This is a genomic window from Paucibacter sediminis, assembly GCF_030254645.1.
Lineage (GTDB): Bacteria > Pseudomonadota > Gammaproteobacteria > Burkholderiales > Burkholderiaceae_C > Paucibacter_B > Paucibacter_B sediminis.
Window position 1 is genome coordinate 2,350,860 of sequence record NZ_CP116346.1, and the last position, 18,326, is coordinate 2,369,185.

Sequence of the window (18,326 nt, forward strand, 5' to 3'; positions counted from 1 at the left end):
TGTTTATTTGTCCAGCGGTCTGGCGGACGCCGGTTGGCGCTGCTCCAGCGTGTCCATCTGCATCTCGTAGCTGAAGAAGCGGTTGCGGCCATGCGCCTTGGCGTTGTAGAGCGCATCGTCGGCGCGCAGCAGCAGGCCCTCGGCGGTGGTGCTGGCATCGGCCACGCAGGTGGTGATGCCGCCCGAGACGGTGATGTGCGGGGCGATGTCGGAGTCCGGGTGCGGGATGCCGGCCAGCGCCATGGTGCGTATCAGGGCGCGCGCATAGGTCATCGCGCCGGAACGCGGCGTGTTGGGCAGGATCAGCGCGAACTCCTCGCCGCCGTAGCGGCCCACGCAGTCGCTGGGGCGGCGGCAGGCCTCGCGCAAGAGCGCGGCCACGCGCTTCAGGCAGGCATCGCCCTCCACATGGCCCAGGCTGTCGTTGTAGCGCTTGAAATAGTCCACATCGCACAGCACCAGGGTGAGCGGCAGACCATCGCGGCGCGCCTGGGCGATGCATTGGTGCAGGCGCTCGTCGAGGGCGCGCCGGTTCATCAGGCCGGTGAGGGCATCGGCGTTGGAGAGCTCGTGCAGCTGCGCGTTGGCGCTGCGCAATTCGTCGGAGAGCTGCACCAGGCGCTGGCGCATGCCCAGCAGGCGCTGCATGGCGCGCAGCTTGGCGTGCAGAATCATCGGCGAGACCGGCTTCACAAGGTAATCGTCGCCGCCGGCCTCGATGCCGCGCCAGACGTCCTGGTCCTGGTCGCGTTGCGAGAGAAAGATGATGGGGGTCCAGCCGCCCGGCTCGGCGGCGCGGATCTGCCGCGCCGTCCAGTAGCCGTCGTGTGCGGGCATCTCCACGTCCAGCAGCACCAGGTCGGGGCGGTAGCGCTTGAACAGCTCCAGCCCCCAAGCGGCGCTGTCGGCCTCGAGGGCGCGATGGCCGGCGCGGTCCAGCTCGGCCACCACCGCCACGCGCGAGGCGCTCTGATCGTCGATCACCAGGATGGTGAGCGGGGAGGGGCTGCTGGGGAGCATGGGGCGCCGGGTGCTACTGCGGAGGCCTCAAGTATGGCCGCGAAGCTGACGATATGTGATGGGATAAGGCGGCTTGCCGTTCGCCTGTTGGGAAAACCGGGCCATGACAGACACCACCCATCTCGAGGCCAAGGTCTTGCTGCTCGAGCACGACCCGGCGCAATACCAGCTGCTGGCGGATTTCTGCGCCGAGGTGGGCCTGCTGGCCTTGCCGCGCAGCGCGCGCGATGCGCTCAGCACGCTGGCACAGCACAAGGATCTGGCGGGCGTGCTGCTGGCGGAGGATCTGCCCGGCGTGGAGCCCGATGCCCTGAGCCTGGCGCAGGCCATCCACAAGCTGCGGCCCGAGCTGCCCACCTTTCTGCGCCGCAGCAGCACGCGCGAGCTGCTGCCCGAGGAGCAGGCGGCGCTGCGTCATGCCTGGCAACTGGGCGGCATCGAGGATCTGCGCGCCGCCGTGCAGCGCGCCATCTTCAGCCTGCGCTACCCCAGGAAGCTGGTGGACGGCATCGTCGAGCTGACCTGCGCCTCGCTGAGCTCGATGTTTCCCTACGCCAAGGTGCAGGCCGAGTCGCCCTATGTGGTGCACGACCGCATCATCTTCGGCGAGGTCTCGACCCTGATCCCGATCGAGAGCACCTGGTGCCGCGGCTACATGATGCTGCAAACCGAGGAGGGCGCGCTGCGCCAGGGCCTGATCCAGGGCTTCAGCTACGAGGGCCTGGGCGGTGATTTCAATTTCCGCGAGCTCAACAACCTGCTGGGCGAAACCACCAACCTGATCTGGGGCGCGTTCAAGAACCGCTACATCCCGCCGCAGGCCTTCACCACCCAGCAGATCCAGGTGCCGCTGGTGATCAACCACGAGCACAAATACATGTCCTTCGGCTCGCAGGACCCGCAGCTGTGCATACGCTACCAGCTCTCCGATCCGCGCCGCCCAGGGTTGCCACCCTTGATGATCGTGCAGCGTTTCATCTTCAATCTCTACTGGTCGCCCGAAGGCTTTGCGGAATTCGCGGCGGCCCCGCCCCCCGCCGCGACCGGCGAGCTCGATCTATTCTGAAGGGAACCCCTGCATGGCTCAGATTCTGGTGGTCGACGATTCCAGCACCATGCGGGGCATCGTGACGACTTTCCTGAGCAACAACGGCTTCGAGGTGGTGGTGGCGGTGGACGGGGTCGACGGCCTGCTGCAGCTGCGCCGGGACCCCGGCATCAAGCTGGTACTCAGCGACATCAACATGCCCAATATGGACGGCCTCACCATGGCCGAAAAGATCCGCGTGGAGCTGGGCAACCGCGCGGTGCACATCGTGATGCTGACCACCGAAGACAATCTGCAGGTGCGCGAGCGCGGCAAGGCGATCGGCGTCACCGGCTGGATCGTCAAGCCCTTCCGCGGCGAGGCGGTGCTGGGGCCGTTCAGGAAGATGTGCGGGCTGGAGTGACGCTCGTCACCCCAACCGCAGCGCGCTCGCTCAGCCCTTCAGTCCGGCCAGATCGCGCAGCACGTTCACCTTGTCGCGCGCTTCCCAGCTGAACTCGGGCTCTTCGCGGCCGAAGTGGCCGTAGGCCGCGGTCTTGCCGTAGATCGGGCGCAGCAGGTCCAGCATCTGGATGATGCCCTTGGGACGCAGGTCGAACACCTCGTTGACGATGGCGGCGATCTTGTCGTCCGAGATCACGCCCGTGCCCTCGGTGTAGACGGTCACGTTCATGGGCTTGGCCACGCCGATCGCGTAGGCCACCTGGATCTGGCACTGGCGCGCCAGGCCGGCGGCCACGATGTTCTTGGCCACGTAGCGGGCGGCATAGGCGGCCGAGCGGTCCACCTTGGTCGGATCCTTGCCCGAGAACGCGCCGCCGCCGTGCGGGCAGGCGCCGCCATAGGTGTCGACGATGATCTTGCGGCCGGTGAGGCCGCAGTCGCCCTGCGGCCCGCCGATGACGAAGCGGCCGGTCGGGTTGACCAGGTACTTGGTCTCCTTGAGCCATTCCTTGGGCAGCACCGGCTTGATGATCTCCTCGATCACGGCCTCGTAGAACTCGGGCTTCATCTTGTCGCCCAGGCTCATCTCGGGTGCGTGCTGGCTGGACAGCACCACGGTGTCGATCGAGTGTGGCTTGCCGTCCACATAGCGCATCGTCACCTGGCTCTTCGCATCGGGGCGCAGGAAGGGCAGGCGGCCGTCCTTGCGCAGCTGGGCCTGGCGCTCCACCAGACGGTGGGCGTAGTAGATCGGCGCGGGCATCAGCTCGGGCGTCTCGTCGCAGGCATAGCCGAACATCAGGCCCTGGTCGCCGGCGCCGGTGTTGAGGTGGTCGTCGCTGGCGTGGTCCACGCCCTGGGCGATGTCGTTGCTCTGCTTGTCATAGGCCACCAGCACCGCACAGCCCTTGTAGTCGATGCCGTACTCGGTGTTGTCGTAGCCGATGCGCTTGATGGTGTCACGCGCCACCTGGATGTAGTCCACATGGGCGTTGGTCGTGATCTCGCCCGCCAGCACCACCAGGCCGGTGTTGGTGAGGGTTTCCGCGGCCACGCGCGAACGCGGGTCCTGGGTGAAGATTGCATCCAGAATCGCGTCCGAGATCTGATCGGCTACCTTGTCGGGGTGGCCCTCGGAAACGGATTCGGAAGTAAACAGAAAGTCGTTCGCCACTTTTACACTCCTTGTTGTCAGTCCATCGGCGTTGCCGTGCTGCGGGAGTCGCGGCGAACGCTTTAGCGGCATTTGTTGAGCATCGCAGCCCGGCAGTGTTTCAATCCGCGGATCAAACCCTGCATCGCCCCGCAAGTTGTTCAGTAACTCGGCGATGCGCTCATTATAGAAATATGTGGTTTCTGCGTCTGCTTTCACGCTCCCCCCTGTGGTTTCAGCAAGGATTGGGCGCCCTGCTGGGCCGCCTGACCTGGTGGCTGGCGCCGGTCTATCGCCAGCGTTTCAAGGCCAATGTGGCGCAGGCCGGCCTGGGCATGGCCGAGGCCGGTGCGGCCATCGGCCACATCGGCCGCATGATGGGCGAGCTGCCCTGGATGTGGTTGCGCCCCTTCAGTGAGCCGCTGGGGGCGCGCGTGCAATGGGATGGTGCGGAGCTGATCACGGCGGCGCTGGACCAGGGCCACGGCCTGATCCTGCTGACGCCGCACCTGGGCTGCTTCGAGGTCACGGCGCAGGCCTATGTGGAACATTTCAGTGCCAAGTACGGGCCGCTGACGGTGCTGTTCCGCCCGGCGCGCAAGGCCTGGATGCGCGAACTGGTGGATGCCTCGCGCGAGCGCCCGGGCCTGCTGCCGGCGCCCGCCAGCCTGGCGGGTGTGCGTCAGATGCTGCGCGCGCTGCGCCAGGGCCAGGCGGTGGGCCTGCTGCCCGACCAGGTGCCGCCCGATGGCCTGGGCGTGTGGGCGCCGTTCTTCGGCAAGCCGGCCTACACCATGACCCTGGCCGGCCGCCTGGCCCAGCAGACCGGTGCCGTGCCGGTGCTGATCTGGGGTGAGCGCCTGCCCTGGGGGCGTGGCTTTGTGGTGCGGGTGCGACCCGGCCCGGTGATCGCGCGCGAAGACACGCCAGAATGCGCGGCCACCGCCGTCAATCAGTCCATGGAATCCATCATCCGCCAGCTGCCCGGGCAATATCTCTGGAGCTACAACCGCTACAAGGCACCGCGCCGCGTGGACGTGGCCGCCCTGGGGGATGGCTCGTGATCGGACGGGCGGGTGCCCATCTGCTGATCGGCCTGGTGTGGCTGCTGCACTGGCTGCCCTTCGGGCTGCTGGCGGCGCTGGGGCGCGGCCTCGGCGGCCTGCTGCATGGGCTGGCGCGCTCGCGGCGGCGCATTGCACTGCGCAATGTCGAGCTGTGCTTTCCCGCGCTCAGCGAGGCCGAGCGCCGCGCCCTGGTGCGCGAGCATTTCGCGCTGATTGGCCGCAGCATCCTGGAGCGCGGCCTGCTCTGGTTTGCCCCGCCCGAGCGGCTGCTGAGCCTGATGCGCGTGAAGGGCGACATCCAGCTGGCCGAGCGCGGCGAGCGCCCGGTGATGTGGCTGCTGCCGCATTTCGTCGGCCTGGAATGGAGCGCGCCGGCGCTCATGCTCAAGCAGCGCTGCCCGGGCGTGGACGTCTACCAGCGCCAGAGCAATGCGGTGTTCGACGCCCGCATGCTGGCCGGGCGCGCGCGCTTCGGCACTACCGCCTTCGTGGACCGGCACGAGGGCATACGCCCGGTGCTGCGCCTGATCAAGCAGGGCTATGCCTTCCTGAATGCCCCCGACATGGACTTCGGCGCCAAGGACTCGGCCTTCATCCCCTTCTTCGGCGTGCCCGCCTGCACCCTGCTGGCGCCCTCGCGCATTGCGCGCAGCATGGGCATGGCGGTGCAGCCCATCGTGGTGCGCATGCTGCCCGGCAGCGAGGGCTACGAGGTCGAGGCCTGTGAGCCGCTGCCCGGCTATCCGAGCGACGACCCCGAGGCCGACGCCCATACCCTGCATGCCTGGCTGGAGGCGCGCATCCGCGAGCAGCCGGCGCAGTACCTGTGGGTGCACAAGCGCTTCAAGACCCGACCGGCGGGCGAGCCCTCCCTTTATGCCTGAAGCGCGCGCGGATAATCGCGGCATGAATGTGCATTTCACCAAGATGCAGGGTGCCGGCAACGACTTCGCCGTCATCGATGCCACCCGCGCCCCGCTGGCCCTCAACCGCACCCAGCTGCAACGCCTGGGCGATCGCCGCTTCGGCGTCGGCTGCGACCAGATCCTGGTGATCGAGGCCAGCCCGGCCGCGGGCGTCGACTTCCGCTACCGCATCTTCAACGGCAGCAGTGGCGAAGAGGTGGAGCATTGCGGCAATGGCGCGCGCTGCTTCGTGCGCTATGTGGTCGACAAGGGCCTCACAGCCAAGCGCAGCATCCGCGTGCAGACCGTCAACAAGCTGCTCGAACTGCATCTGCAGGACGACGGCCGCGTCACCGTGGACATGGGCGCGCCCATCTTCACGCTGGCCGACCTGCCCTTCGTGGCCGCGGGTTTGCAGCCGCGCCTGCAGCAGGGCTTCGAGCTCTGGCGGCTGGCGTTGCCCTCCGGCCCCTGCGAGGTGGCGGTGCTGTCGATGGGCAACCCGCATGCGGTGCAGTTCGTGGCCGATGTCGATGCGGCCCCGGTGCTGCGCGTCGGGCCCGAGGTCGAGCATGACGCGCATTTCCCGCGCCGTGTGAATGCCGGTTTCGTGCAGATCATCAGCCGCAGCGAGATCAAGCTGCGCGTCTACGAGCGCAGCGCCGGCGAGACCCTGGCCTGCGGCACCGGCGCCTGCGCCGCGGTGGTGGCGGGCATACGCCTGGGGCTGCTGGACGAGGCCGTCGAGGTGCATGCGCGCGGCGGCGATTTGAAGATTGAATGGGCCGGCCGTTCGGCGGGCCTGGACGCACCGGTGCGCATGACGGGCCCGGCGCAAACCGTGTTTGAAGGAGAGATCGAGCTGTGACGACAAGCGAACAAGGTGTGACTGGCATCACCGAGCAGGACATTGCCAACTACCTGGCCAACAACCCGAGCTTCTTCGAGCGCCACGCCGAGTTGCTGGCTGCGGTGCAGCTGAGCCATCCGCATGGCCAGCGCGCGGTTTCGCTGCAGGAGCGCCAGGCCGAGATGCTGCGCGAGAAGATCAAGGGCCTGGAGCACAAGATCGTCGAGATGATCCGCAATGGCCAGGAGAACGTCGCCATCGCCGACCGCCTGCACCGCTGGACCACCGCGCTGATGCTCACCGCCGAGGCCGGTGCCATCCCCGAGGTGCTGCTGCGCGAGCTGCGCCATCACTTCCTGATCCCGCTCGCCGGCCTGCGCCTGTGGGTGGTGGACGAGGCCCATGCGCAGGCCGACTTCGCCGCTGCCGTGGGCCCCGATGTGAAGAGCTTCGCCGGCAGCCTGACCCAGCCCTATTGCGGCGTGAACTCGGGTTTCGAGGCGGCGCGCTGGCTGGGCGAGGATGCCGCGGTGAGCTCGCTGGCGCTGATCCCGCTCAGCTACGGCAGCCCGGCCAAGGCCTTCGGCATGCTGGTGCTGGCATCGCCCGACCCGACGCGCTACACGGCCGAGATGGGCACCGAATTCCTGGCGCGCATCGGCGAGATCGCCAGCGCCGCGCTGGTGCGCCTGCTGCCCGATGCCCAACGCAGCGACCATCCTGGCGCCTGAGGCCCAGGCCTATCTGGAGCACCTGCGGGTGCAGCGGCGCCTGGCGCCGCGCACGCTGGCGCTCTACCGCGATGCGCTGGGCCGGCTGGCCGCGCTGGCGCAGCGCGATGGCGTCGAGCTGCTGAAGCTCCAGCCCCACCAGGCGCGCCGCTGGCTGGCGCAGTTGCACGGCCAGCAAGACCTGGCCCCGCGCAGCCTGGCCCTGCTGCTCTCGGCCTGGCGCGGCTATTACCGCTGGCTGGGGCGCGAGCAACTGGTGAGCCTCAATCCGATCGACGGCCTGCGCCCGCCCAAGGCCGCCAAGCCCCTGCCCAAGGCCTTGGCCGTGGATGACGCGGTACAGCTGGCGGACTTTCAGGGTGGGCATGCCGATCGGCGGCTGGAGGCGCGCGATGCCTGCATCGTCGAGCTGCTCTACGGCTGCGGCCTGCGCGTGGCCGAACTGGTGGGGCTGGACCTGCAAGCCCATCGCGATGCCCAGGCCTGGGTGGACCTGGCCAGCGCCGAGGCCCAGGTGCTGGGCAAGGGCAGCAAGCGCCGTTCGGTGCCGCTGGGTGCGGCCGCCTTGCGGGCGCTGCGCGCCTGGCTGGATCTGCGCGGCGAGCTGGCCAGGCCGCAGGAGCAGGCGCTGTTCGTCGGCCTGCGCGGTGCCCGCCTCGGCGCCGCCCAGGTGCGCGTGCTGCTGAAGGCGCGCGCCCTGCAGGCCGGCCTGCCCACCCATGTGCATCCCCATATGCTGCGCCATTCCTTTGCCTCGCACCTGCTGCAGTCCAGCGGCGATCTGCGCGGCGTGCAGGAGCTGCTGGGGCATGCCAACATCAGCACCACTCAGGTGTATACCAAGCTCGACTTCCAGCATTTGGCCAAGGTCTACGACGCGGCCCATCCGCGTGCCAAGAAGCGCTGAGCCCATGCCGATGCTGGTATCGTGCGCGCCCATGCCTTCTCACCACCGTCTCGCCCGCTTGTTGCCGCTCTTGCTGGCTGTCTCCGCTGCATATGCGGCGGATGCGCCGGCTTCTTTCGTGACCTCGGCCGAAACCCGCCCCGCCGCCTTTGAAATGAGCTGGACCCCGCTGCGCCTGCCCAATGGCGACCGCAGCGCGCTGTTTGGCGGCAGCTATCTGGTGGCGGTGAACGAGGATTGGGGCTTCGGTCCCAGCGTCTATGGCGCCGCGCGCGGCAATTACGGCGGCGTGTTTGCCGCCGGTTTGACGGCGCAGCGCCGTTGGCGCCTGAGCGGCGACAGCCATCTGGCGCTGGGCCTGTATGCGGGCGCGGGCGGGGGCTTGAGTTCCGAGCAGATCCGCTATGGCGGCGGCCTGATGCTGCGCCCCGAGCTGTCGCTGCGCACCCAGGTGGGCAATTGGTACAGCGGCCTGGCGCTGAGCCATGTGCGCTTTCCCAGCGGCAATGTGAAGAGCAGCTCGATCGCCCTGGTGCTGGGCCGCTCCGACAGCTTTGCCAGCTTCGCCCCCAGCGACGCCGGCCGCCTGGGCCGCTCGTCGGGGCGCAGCGGCATGGGCTTTGACGAGATTGCGCTGAGTGCCGGCGTCTACCTGCCGCGCAAGGGCGCCAAGACGCGCTCGGGCCAGCCGAGCGCTAGGCGCATGTACACCGCCGGCGCCGACCTCAGGCAATACCTGGCCCCGGGATCCTGGTGGGGCCTGGAGGCCTCGGGCGCGGCCAAGGGCGGCGCCGACGGCTATATGGAAATCCTCGGCACCGCCGGGCAGGATTGGGCGCTCGGTACGCCCAATCTGCGTGCCGGCCTGCATGTGGCGGCCGGCCTGGGCGGCGGCGGCAATGTGGCCACCGGCAATGGCTGGCTGCTGCGCGCCGGCCCCAGCCTGCGCTGGCTGGCGCCCTGGGGTGGCAGCGTCAGGCTGGAGGGCGGCTGGCTGCGCAGTGCCTCGGGCGGCTTCAGTGCGCCCTATGGCCGGCTCTCGCTGGCGCTGCCGCTGGAGCGGCGCTCGCGCGCCGATTCCTTCTGGCAGCTGGAGGATGGCGTGGTGCGCACCCAGAGCTTCTATGCCGCCGTGCAGCAGCTGCCCAGCATGAGCTACAAGAACGGCAGCAGTGCCTCGATCGGCCAGATTGGCCTCTTGATGACGCGCGAGCTCAATCCCTGGCTGTATGGCGCCGCCCAGGCTGGCAGTGCGGCCTTCGGCAAGGCGGGCGCCTATTCCTATGGCCTGTTCGGCCTGGGCCTGCAGACGCCGCTGTGGGCGCAACAATGGCGCGCTGGCGCCGAGCTGCTGGTGGGCGCCGCCGGTGGCGGTGGCGTCGCCGTGGGCGGCGGCGCGGTGATGCAGGCCGAGGCCTGGGGTCAGTGGGAAGGCCGGGGCGACTGGGATCGCCTGCGCCTGCGCGCCGGCCTGGGCCAGTGGCGCACCATGAAGGCGGGCACGCAGTCCTCGCCGGTCTTCAGTCTGGCCGTGGGCTATGCCTTCGGTACCATGGCGCCATGAAATCGATACGCATACGTGCCGGCAAGGAGCGCTCGCTGCAGCGCCGCCATCCCTGGGTGTTCCAGGGCTCGGTGGAGCGCGGCCGCGCTGACGCCGGCGAAACCGTGCGCGTCGAATCCGCCGAGGGCCAGTTCCTCTGCTGGGCCGCCTACAGCCCCGACTCGCAGATCCGCTTGCGCGCCTGGAGCTTCGACGAGGCCGAGCGCATCGACGCCGCTTTCTTCCAGCGCCGCATTGCCGCCGCCATCGCGGTGCGCGCGCGCCTGCCCATCGCCTCCGACGCGGTGCGCCTGCTGCACGGCGAGGCCGACGGCCTGCCGGGCCTGGTGGTGGACCGCTATGGCGACACCCTGGTGGCGCAGTTCGGCACCGCCGGCACCGAGCGCTGGAAACAGCAGCTTGCCGATCAGCTGCTCGCCGCCACCGGCCTCACGCGCTTGTACGAGCGCTCCGACGCCAGCGTGCGCCAGCTCGAGGGCCTGGAGGCCCAGACCGGCTGGCTGCGCGGCGCGGGCGACACCGAGCTGGTGATCCGCGAACACGCGTGGCAGCTGAGCCTGGACGTGGCCGAAGGCCACAAGACCGGCTACTACCTGGACCAGCGCGACAACCGCAAGCGCTTTGCCGACACGGTGCGCCAGTACGGTTGCCGCGAGGTGCTGAACTGCTTCAGCTATACCGGCGGCTTCTCGGTGGCGGCGCTGGCCGGCGGCGCTTCGAGCGTGATCAGCGTGGACTCCTCGGGTCCGGCGCTGGCGCGCGCCAACCAGCATGTGGCGTTGAACGGCTTCGATGCCGCACGCCACCAGGCCCTGGATGCGGATGTGAACCACACGCTGCGCGCCTATCTGGCCGAGGGGCGGCAGTTCGATGCCATCGTGCTGGACCCGCCCAAGTTCGCGCCCACGGCGGCCCATGCCGAGCGCGCCGCGCGCGCCTACAAGGACATCAACCGCCTCGGGCTCAAGCTGCTCAAGCCGGGCGGCATCCTGTTCACCTTCTCCTGCTCGGGCGGCATCCCGCCCGATCTGTTCCACAAGATTGTGGCGGGGGCGGGCCTGGACGCGCAATGCGATGGCTATATCCTCGAGCGCGTGGGCGCGGCGCCCGACCATCCGCAGACCATCTACTTCCCCGAGGGTGAGTACCTCAAGGGCCTGCTGATCCTGAAGCGCTGAGCCGCCTAGCCGCGCGGCAGGGCCAGCTGCGGGGCGAACTTGGCGCGATGCACGCTGAAGAAGCTCTTCACATTGCGCACATTGGCGTCCTGTGTGAAGAGGCGCTGCACCAGCGCGTGATAGGCCGCCATATCGGCCACCTGCAGTACCAGCACGAAGTCCGGCCCGGGTGAGACGCGCCAGCATTGCTGCACCTCGGGGGCTGCCACGGCGCGCTGCTCAAAGGCGGCCAGATGCTCGGCGCCCTGGCGATCCAGCGTGATCTCGACGATGGCCGACAGGCCCGCGCCCAGCTTCTCGGGCGAGAGCAGGGCCACGCGCTTTTCGATCACGCCCAGTTCCACCAGGCGCTTGACGCGCCGCAGGCAGGTGGCCGGCGAGACATGGGCGCGCTGCGCCAACTCCTGGTTGGACACCGCCGCGTCCTGCTGCAGCAGATCCAGCAAGCGGTAGTCGGTGCTGTCTAGCCCCAGGGTTGTGGCTGATTCCGTCATTTCATCCGCTTTCGTGAAATATTGAGGCGCTGATTTATGAATGTGGATGATTGTTGCAAATGGCGATGAATTTTGAAAGCAACCATCTTCGCCATCTGCCTACGATGCGCAGCATTCCCTCCAGCCTCATCCTTCCTTCACGGAGACAACAGCTTATGTGCGGCATCGTCGGCGCAGTCAGTCAGCGCAACATCGTTCCCATCCTGATCGAGGGCCTGAAGCGCCTGGAGTACCGCGGCTACGACTCCTGCGGCGTGGCCGTGCACCAGGGCGGCGAGCTCAAGCGTGCGCGCAGCACCTCGCGCGTGGCCGAGCTGCACAGCCAGACCGCCGAAGACGGCATCGCCTCCGGCACCGGCATCGCCCACACGCGCTGGGCCACCCATGGCGTGCCGGCGGTGCACAACGCCCACCCGCATTTCTCGCATGGCCCGAATGCCGCCGCCGACAGCGTGGGGCGCATTGCCCTGGTGCACAACGGCATCATCGAGAACCACGACGAGCTGCGCCATGAGCTGAAGGCCAAGGGCTACCAGTTCAGCAGCCAGACCGATACCGAGGTGATCGCCCACCTGGTGGACCATCTCTACCATGGCGACCTGCTGGAGGCCGTGCAGGCCGCCCTGCCGCGCCTGAAGGGCGCCTACGCCATCGCCGTGTTCTGCCGCGACGAGCCGCACCGCGTGATCGCCGCCCGCGAGGGCTCGCCCCTGGTGCTGGGGGTCGGTACCGAGGCAGGGCAGGGCGAGAACTTCGTCGCCTCGGATGCGATGGCGCTGGCCGGCGTGACCGACCAGATCGTCTACCTGGAAGAAGGCGATGTGGTGGACCTGCAGCTGGGCCGTTACTGGCTCAGCCATCGCAACGCCGAGACCGGCCGCTTCGAGTCGGTGATGCGCGAGGTGCGCACCGTGCATGCGCACAGCGGTGCGGCCGAGCTGGGCCCTTACCGCCACTACATGCAGAAGGAAATCTTCGAGCAACCGGTGGCGATTGCCAACACCCTGGACGCCGTGGCCGGCATCACGCCCGAGCTGTTCGGCGACGGCGCCTACCGCATCTTCAAGGAGATCGACTCGGTGCTGATCCTGGCCTGCGGCACCAGCTACTACTCGGGCTCCACCGCCAAGTACTGGCTGGAGAGCATCGCCAAGATCCCCACCAGCGTCGAGATCGCCAGCGAATACCGCTACCGCGACAGCGTGCCGAATCCGCGCACCCTGGTGGTGACCATCAGCCAGAGCGGCGAGACCGCCGACACCCTGGCCGCCCTCAAGCATGCCCGCGCACTGGGCATGAAGCACACGCTGACGGTCTGCAACGTGGCCACCAGCGCGATGGTGCGCGAATGCGAGCTGGCCTACATCACGCGCGCCGGCGCCGAGATCGGCGTGGCCTCCACCAAGGCCTTCACCACCCAGCTGGTGGGCCTGTTCATGCTGACCCTGGCACTGGCGCAGACGCGCGGCCACCTCAGCGACGAGCAGGAAGCCGAACACCTCAAGGCCCTGCGCCACCTGCCGGTGGCGGTGCAGGCCGTGCTGGCCCTGGAGCCGCAGGTGATCGCCTGGAGCGAGGAGTTCGCGCGCAAGGAAAACGCGCTCTTCCTGGGCCGCGGCCTGCATTACCCGATCGCGCTGGAAGGCGCGCTCAAGCTGAAAGAGATCAGCTACATCCACGCCGAGGCCTACCCGGCCGGCGAACTCAAGCATGGCCCGCTCGCGCTGGTCACCGCCGAGATGCCCGTGGTGACCGTGGCGCCCAACGACGCCCTGCTCGAGAAGCTCAAGAGCAATATGCAGGAAGTGCGCGCCCGCGGCGGCCAGCTCTATGTGTTCGCCGACGGCGACACCCAGATCGAGAGCGAGCCCGGCCTGCACGTGATCCGCATGCCCGAGCATTACGGCGCGCTCAGCCCGATCCTGCACGTGATCCCGCTGCAGCTGCTGGCCTACCACACCGCCTGCGCGCGCGGCACGGATGTGGACAAGCCGAGAAATTTGGCGAAAAGCGTGACAGTTGAATAACGGGTTAGGTTTGCGTCTTTATTTGTTCTCGACAATTAAAGTCGTAAACAGGTAAATAAAGTCGTAAACGACGAGTGAGAAATGGCGCGGCTTGGCGCAGCGCCGTCGGTCAGGTCGCAATGTCGTAAACAACGACTGAGCATTGGTGCGGCTTTGCTGACGATGTCTCGATCAGGTGGGCCTGCGGGGGCATAGGGCCGCAGCGATTGGCTGGGTTGCCAGGCGAGCAACCGCTTCAGGCTGGCAGGAGTCGCTCAGGCAATAACGGTGAACGACCGTTGCCACCCATTGCAGCGATTCACATGGCGGTCACTCAACCCCAACCCCAACCCCAACCCCAACTGCAACTGCAACTGCAACTGCAACTGAACTTTAGGACTAGCTGATGTCGCGAATGCCAAGTGCTGGGCGGAATGCAGGGTTCATGACGTATACGGCATCACCGCCGGCGCGCGCAGCGCGGATTTGAAGCACCTTGAGGTCGTAGTTCACGCCAAAGATGTAGTGAACTTGTTCCGTTGCGTCTTGAATCCCAAGGATCACCGCGGTACGGCGGTGCGTAGCTGGTGAGTGGGAGGAGCTTGACCGCCGTCTCTCGATGCCCCAGGGAGAGGTACTCACCGCGATCGCACATGAGGCAATAGGACAAGGTTGGGTGAGGAACCAGAGAGAGGATGGGTTCATAGCCCCACAGCTCACCGAGTTGCTTGGGATCGAACGCCGCGTTGAACAAGCTGATCTTTGCAGTGTTCCAACTCGGACCTGTCAGGCAAACATAGAAGCCGACGATCGCGGTCGACCAGATGTCCACGATGACATAGACGATGGGGCGGCCGACGATCCAGGAGCGGTCGAGCGACGAGCGGAGGTAGATGTCACCAACGGTCGAATCGATGGCCCAGGTATGGCCGGGCCCCGCGACGCCTTGCCAGTTGCGCGCTACAAGCCCTCGCATCGAGCTGTTGAAATGCCTAGCTGTGGTTGACTCGATCAGGCGCTTGAGCTTTTCGACCTCGACGGTCAGGACGCGTTTGATCTGGCGGGCATTGGGATAGGTGAAGATCTCCGGTTTGACGAGTTCGATCTTGCCGTTGACCTCTTCAGCGCGCCCAATGAACTGGCTCTTGATGATCTGGTCGGTTCGGGTTGGCCATGGCGGCTTAGGCGTTGCAATCTGATTGTCAGCGACCATGATTGCGGCAGCCCATTCCGTCGACATGCCTGGCTGTCCGGGGGGCGGCGGCTCGCCGAAAGCGCGCGCGATGCGCTCGTGGAGCGTCTTTCGGCCGGGTTTCTTCCTTTCTCCAGGGTCACAACGTCTCACGACGCCCTTGGCGCCACATCGGTCGCGCCTTGGCAGCAAACTCTTCGGGTCAAAACCATGGCGGCAGATCGAAGACCACTGCTTGTAGACGAAGGACCGACTCACGCCCGCGACGGTCGTGGCTTCTTTCACCATGCCGCTCAATCCTCCGTAGACAAGTACACCTTCTTCCAGGCGTCTGTTGGCCGGGAATTGACCAGGCACAGCGGCAGCTGCCCCAAGGACTTGCCGGCAAGACGCTTTTTGACCGCTTTCAGCGGGCTGGCCGGCGCAATCAGCAACTGGCGGGTACCGGCTTGCCGCGCAAATCGGACAGTCCCCTTTTCGGCTGAATTCACCTGGGCCTTCCGCCTTGGCCAAGGCGCGCTGCAACGAAGGTGGACATTGAGCGCGCTGACGTTGGATACTTTGTCCACGGTGGCCTTCGTGTTCGTCGCAGATGCCGCGCTTGGGCTGCCCCACCAAACACGCTGAAGACGTGCTTGTGTGCGTCGAGCAGCAGTTCGTGGCGCCGCAGCAGGCAGGTCCGGGCGTAGATGGCTCGGAAATGAGCATGCACGGGCGTTGGAGCTGCAGCAATTGGCAGTGGGTCCCGAAGGCCAATGCACAATGGTGCAATGAGCAGTACCAATTTGATGGCGGGGACCCAACAGCAATTCGTCGACAAGCAGATGGCCGGGGTGATCGAGTCGATCATGCTTCACAGCTACAGCTTGGCGAACCGGGGGATGATTCCCTCTGATGCCCAGCTTGTCGACTACATCCACCAAATGGAAGATGCCGTGGTGCTCGACAAGGTGCGCAAGCACCCGGCTGCCGCTTCTACCAAGGTGCTGTCGGCAGAAGACGCTGAAGTGCTGCGTTGGTCCCGCCTTGTTGGGCAGCGCAGCACTTCGTGAGCCTTCGCCGTCAGTGCTGGTTGTTCGCTGCCGGATTCGGTCCGACTGGAACCGCTGCAGCGCCTGATGCGGGAGGGACTGCCTTCTGCAAAGCACCGCGATCAAGAACGCTTTCGTTCTCCGTCGTGACATGACGCTGCCCGCCTAGATAGGCGAGACCCAGCGTGCATGCCAGGAACAGCGAAGCGCAGATGGCGGTGCTGCGAGACAGGAAGTTGGCGCTGCCGGTTGCGCCAAACAGACTTCCCGACGCGCCACTGCCGAAGGACGCGCCCATGTCAGCGCCCTTGCCATGCTGCATGAGCACCAAGCCAATCATCGCCAGGGCGCTCAGCAACTGCACCGCCAGCATCAAGTTCATCAAAACTTGCATCTCAACATCTCCTGTTGCTAGCGGCCTGACTCGGCCGCGCCTTCTTCGGCCACCGGGGCAGCGACGGGCGCTGCTTGCGGTGCGAATGCGGGCGCAGCGTCGCGGTCGATCAGGGCCTTCATCGACAGCTTGATGCGACCCTTCTCGTCGGTCTCCAGCACCTTGACCTTGACGATCTGGCCTTCGGTCAGGAAGTCGGTGACCTTCTCGACGCGCTGGTGGGCGATCTGGCTGATGTGCAGCAGACCGTCCTTGCCGGGCAGCAGGTTCACGAGCGCACCGAAGTCCAGGATCTTGGTGATCGGGCCTTCGTAGACCTTGCCCACTTCCACTTCGGCGGTGATCTCTTCGATGCGCTTCTTGGCGTGTGCGGCCTTGTCGGCGTCGGTCGAGGCGATGGTGATGGTGCCGTCTTCGCCGATGTCGATGGTGGTGCCGGTCTCTTCGGTCAGCGCACGGATGGTGGCGCCGCCCTTGCCGATCACGTCACGGATCTTCTCGGGGTTGATCTTCATGGTGTACAGACGGGGCGCGAACTCCGACACCTCGGTCGAGGCGCCGGCCACCGCTTCCACCATCTTGCCCAGGATGTGCAGACGCGCCTCCTTGGCTTGCGCCAGTGCGACCTGCATGATTTCCTTGGTGATGCCCTGGATCTTGATGTCCATCTGCAGGGCCGTGATACCGGTGGTGGTACCCGCAACCTTGAAGTCCATGTCGCCCAGATGATCTTCATCGCCCAGGATGTCGGTCAGCACGGCGAAACGGTTGGCGTCCTTGATCAAGCCCATGGCGATACCGGCCACATGCGCCTTCAGGGGCACGCCGGCGTCCAGCAGCGAGAGGCAGCCGCCGCACACCGAAGCCATCGACGAGGAGCCGTTGGACTCGGTGATTTCCGACACCACGCGGATCGAGTAGGGGAAGTCTTCCTTGTTCGGCAGCACCGCCACCAGGGCGCGCTTGGCCAGACGGCCGTGGCCGATTTCGCGGCGCTTGGGGCTGCCCACGCGACCGGTTTCGCCGGTGGCGAACGGAGGCATGTTGTAGTGCAGCATGAAGCTCTCGCTGAACTCGCCGGCGAGCGCGTCGATGGTCTGCGAATCGCGGTCGGTGCCGAGGGTCGCGGCCACCAGGGCCTGGGTCTCGCCACGCGTGAACAGCGAGGAACCGTGGGCGCGCGGCAGCACGCCGGCGCGGATCTCGATCGGGCGCACGGTGCGGGTGTCGCGGCCGTCGATGCGGGGCTCACCGGCCAGGATCTGGCCGCGCACGATGCGGGCTTCGATCTCGAACAGCAGGCCGTCGACCTCGACACCGTCGAATTCCACGCCCTCGGCCTTCAGGGTCTCCTTGACCTTGGCATAGGCCTCGCGGCAGGCCACGGTGCGGGCTTGCTTGGAGCGGATCTGGTAGGCGGCGCGCAGCGCCTCTTCGGCCAGGGCCGTGACCTTGGCGATGAAGGGTTCGTTCTTGGCCGGAGCCACCCAGTTCCAGCTCGGCTTGCCGGCGTCGCGCACCAGTTCATGGATCGCGTTGATGGCGATCTTGCCTTGCTCATGGCCGAACACCACGCCACCCAGCATGATGTCTTCGCTGAGCTGGTCGGCTTCGGATTCCACCATCAGCACGGCGGCCTCGGTACCGGCCACCACCAGGTCCAGCTTGGAGTCCAGCAGCGCGGTCTTGCCGGGGTTCAGCACGTATTCGCCGTTCACATAGCCCACGCGCGCAGCGCCGATCGGGCCATTGAAGGGGATGCCGGAGATGGCCAGCGCGGCACTGGTGGCGATCAGGGCAGCGATGTCGGCCTGCACCTCGGGGTTCAGCGACACCACATGCACCACCACCTGCACTTCATTGAAGAAGCCTTCGGGGAACAGCGGGCGGATCGGGCGGTCGATCAGGCGCGAGGTCAGGGTTTCCAGCTCGCTGGGGCGGCCTTCACGCTTGAAGAAGCTGCCGGGGATCTTGCCGGCGGCATAGGTCTTCTCGAGATAGTCGACGGTCAGCGGGAAGAAGTCCTGGCCGGCCTTGGCCTCACCCTTGGCCACCACGGTGGCCAGCACCACGGTGTCCTCGATATTCACCAGCACGGCGCCGGAAGCCTGGCGTGCGATCTCGCCGGTTTCCATGATGACCTGGTGGTTGCCCCATTGGAAGGTCTTGGTGACTTTGTTGAACAAGCTCATGTTCATCTCCTCTAGTGTTTGGGCGCTTGCGGTGCGCCTGCGAACCGGGAGTGGGGCTGGGTTTGGCCGGATGCCATTCCAGGGGGCCTCGGGTGAAACACCTTGGAATGACACATCTCAACCACGTCAGCTCAACTCCAAAACGTTGAA

The 18,326-nt window shown here is 66.7% G+C and carries 18 protein-coding genes; 11 read left to right on the top strand and 7 right to left on the bottom strand.

All coding sequences use genetic code 11. The annotated features are described in order from the left end of the window. Nucleotides 1-3 precede the first annotated feature (3 nt). The gene (locus PFX98_RS10845; RefSeq protein WP_285235216.1) at nt 4-1,020 is read right to left on the bottom strand and encodes a GGDEF domain-containing response regulator; all 1,017 of its coding nucleotides are present in this window, start codon (nt 1,018-1,020) and stop codon (nt 4-6) included. Between the two features lie 103 nt (nt 1,021-1,123). Between PFX98_RS10845 and PFX98_RS10850 the strand changes: the two genes are divergently transcribed. After that, on the top strand, nt 1,124-2,086 hold the full coding sequence (locus tag PFX98_RS10850) for a chemotaxis protein CheX (protein WP_285235217.1): 963 nt from the start codon (nt 1,124-1,126) through the stop codon (nt 2,084-2,086). Between the two features lie 13 nt (nt 2,087-2,099). After that, nucleotides 2,100-2,471, top strand: coding sequence for a response regulator (locus PFX98_RS10855; RefSeq protein ID WP_285235218.1), 372 nt, complete (start codon nt 2,100-2,102; stop codon nt 2,469-2,471). Between the two features lie 30 nt (nt 2,472-2,501). On the opposite strand, the gene metK is transcribed toward PFX98_RS10855, so the two are convergent. Further along, entirely contained in the window at nt 2,502-3,686 is a 1,185-nt protein-coding gene (gene metK / locus PFX98_RS10860; protein WP_285235219.1) for a methionine adenosyltransferase, read from the bottom strand. Nucleotides 3,687-3,910: 224 nt separating this feature from the next. Between metK and PFX98_RS10865 the strand changes: the two genes are divergently transcribed. From PFX98_RS10865 to PFX98_RS10895, 7 genes are all read left to right on the top strand, one after another. Continuing rightward, nucleotides 3,911-4,729 (top strand): lysophospholipid acyltransferase family protein, encoded by an 819-nt coding sequence (locus tag PFX98_RS10865; RefSeq protein ID WP_342399180.1) that lies wholly within the window; start codon nt 3,911-3,913, stop codon nt 4,727-4,729. Further along, nucleotides 4,726-5,616 (top strand): LpxL/LpxP family acyltransferase, encoded by an 891-nt coding sequence (locus PFX98_RS10870; RefSeq protein ID WP_342399181.1) that lies wholly within the window; start codon nt 4,726-4,728, stop codon nt 5,614-5,616. The genes PFX98_RS10865 and PFX98_RS10870 overlap by 4 nt, the downstream gene beginning before the upstream one ends. Nucleotides 5,617-5,638: 22 nt before the next feature. After that, a complete protein-coding gene (gene dapF, locus PFX98_RS10875) occupies nt 5,639-6,505 on the top strand; it encodes a diaminopimelate epimerase (RefSeq protein ID WP_285235221.1) in 867 nt (288 codons plus the stop codon). Beyond that, the gene (locus tag PFX98_RS10880) at nt 6,502-7,218 is read left to right on the top strand and encodes a DUF484 family protein (RefSeq protein WP_285235222.1); all 717 of its coding nucleotides are present in this window, start codon (nt 6,502-6,504) and stop codon (nt 7,216-7,218) included. The genes dapF and PFX98_RS10880 overlap by 4 nt, the downstream gene beginning before the upstream one ends. Further along, nucleotides 7,187-8,125: a tyrosine recombinase XerC gene (locus PFX98_RS10885; protein ID WP_285235223.1), complete on the top strand. Its 939-nt coding sequence runs from the start codon at nt 7,187-7,189 to the stop codon at nt 8,123-8,125. The genes PFX98_RS10880 and PFX98_RS10885 overlap by 32 nt, the downstream gene beginning before the upstream one ends. A 154-nt stretch (nt 8,126-8,279) precedes the next feature. Then, the gene (locus PFX98_RS10890; protein WP_285235224.1) at nt 8,280-9,689 is read left to right on the top strand and encodes a hypothetical protein; all 1,410 of its coding nucleotides are present in this window, start codon (nt 8,280-8,282) and stop codon (nt 9,687-9,689) included. Then, a complete protein-coding gene (locus tag PFX98_RS10895) occupies nt 9,686-10,867 on the top strand; it encodes a class I SAM-dependent rRNA methyltransferase (protein ID WP_285235225.1) in 1,182 nt (393 codons plus the stop codon). Before PFX98_RS10890 ends, PFX98_RS10895 begins: the two co-directional genes overlap by 4 nt. A 5-nt stretch (nt 10,868-10,872) precedes the next feature. Here PFX98_RS10895 and PFX98_RS10900 read toward each other — a convergent pair whose 3' ends face one another. Beyond that, complete coding sequence (locus PFX98_RS10900) at nt 10,873-11,361, bottom strand: Lrp/AsnC family transcriptional regulator (RefSeq protein WP_285235226.1); 489 nt, start codon at nt 11,359-11,361, stop codon at nt 10,873-10,875. Between the two features lie 155 nt (nt 11,362-11,516). Between PFX98_RS10900 and glmS the strand changes: the two genes are divergently transcribed. After that, a complete protein-coding gene (gene glmS / locus PFX98_RS10905) occupies nt 11,517-13,388 on the top strand; it encodes a glutamine--fructose-6-phosphate transaminase (isomerizing) (protein WP_285235227.1) in 1,872 nt (623 codons plus the stop codon). 439 nt (nt 13,389-13,827) lie between these two features. On the opposite strand, the gene PFX98_RS10910 is transcribed toward glmS, so the two are convergent. Then, nucleotides 13,828-14,847: a hypothetical protein gene (locus PFX98_RS10910; protein ID WP_285235228.1), complete on the bottom strand. Its 1,020-nt coding sequence runs from the start codon at nt 14,845-14,847 to the stop codon at nt 13,828-13,830. A 5-nt stretch (nt 14,848-14,852) separates the two neighbouring features. Further along, complete coding sequence (locus tag PFX98_RS10915; protein WP_285235229.1) at nt 14,853-15,128, bottom strand: hypothetical protein; 276 nt, start codon at nt 15,126-15,128, stop codon at nt 14,853-14,855. 201 nt (nt 15,129-15,329) lie between these two features. Here PFX98_RS10915 and PFX98_RS10920 point away from each other — a divergent pair, with 201 nt between their 5' ends. Next, nucleotides 15,330-15,611 (top strand): hypothetical protein, encoded by a 282-nt coding sequence (locus tag PFX98_RS10920; RefSeq protein ID WP_285235230.1) that lies wholly within the window; start codon nt 15,330-15,332, stop codon nt 15,609-15,611. A gap of 10 nt (nt 15,612-15,621) precedes the next feature. On the opposite strand, the gene secG is transcribed toward PFX98_RS10920, so the two are convergent. Both secG and pnp read right to left on the bottom strand, forming a co-directional pair. Next, nucleotides 15,622-15,984, bottom strand: a complete 363-nt coding sequence (gene secG / locus PFX98_RS10925) for a preprotein translocase subunit SecG (protein ID WP_285235231.1) — start codon at nt 15,982-15,984, stop codon at nt 15,622-15,624. A gap of 17 nt (nt 15,985-16,001) precedes the next feature. Beyond that, on the bottom strand, nt 16,002-18,176 hold the full coding sequence (gene pnp / locus PFX98_RS10930; RefSeq protein ID WP_285235232.1) for a polyribonucleotide nucleotidyltransferase: 2,175 nt from the start codon (nt 18,174-18,176) through the stop codon (nt 16,002-16,004). Between the last annotated feature and the right edge of the window lie 150 nt (nt 18,177-18,326).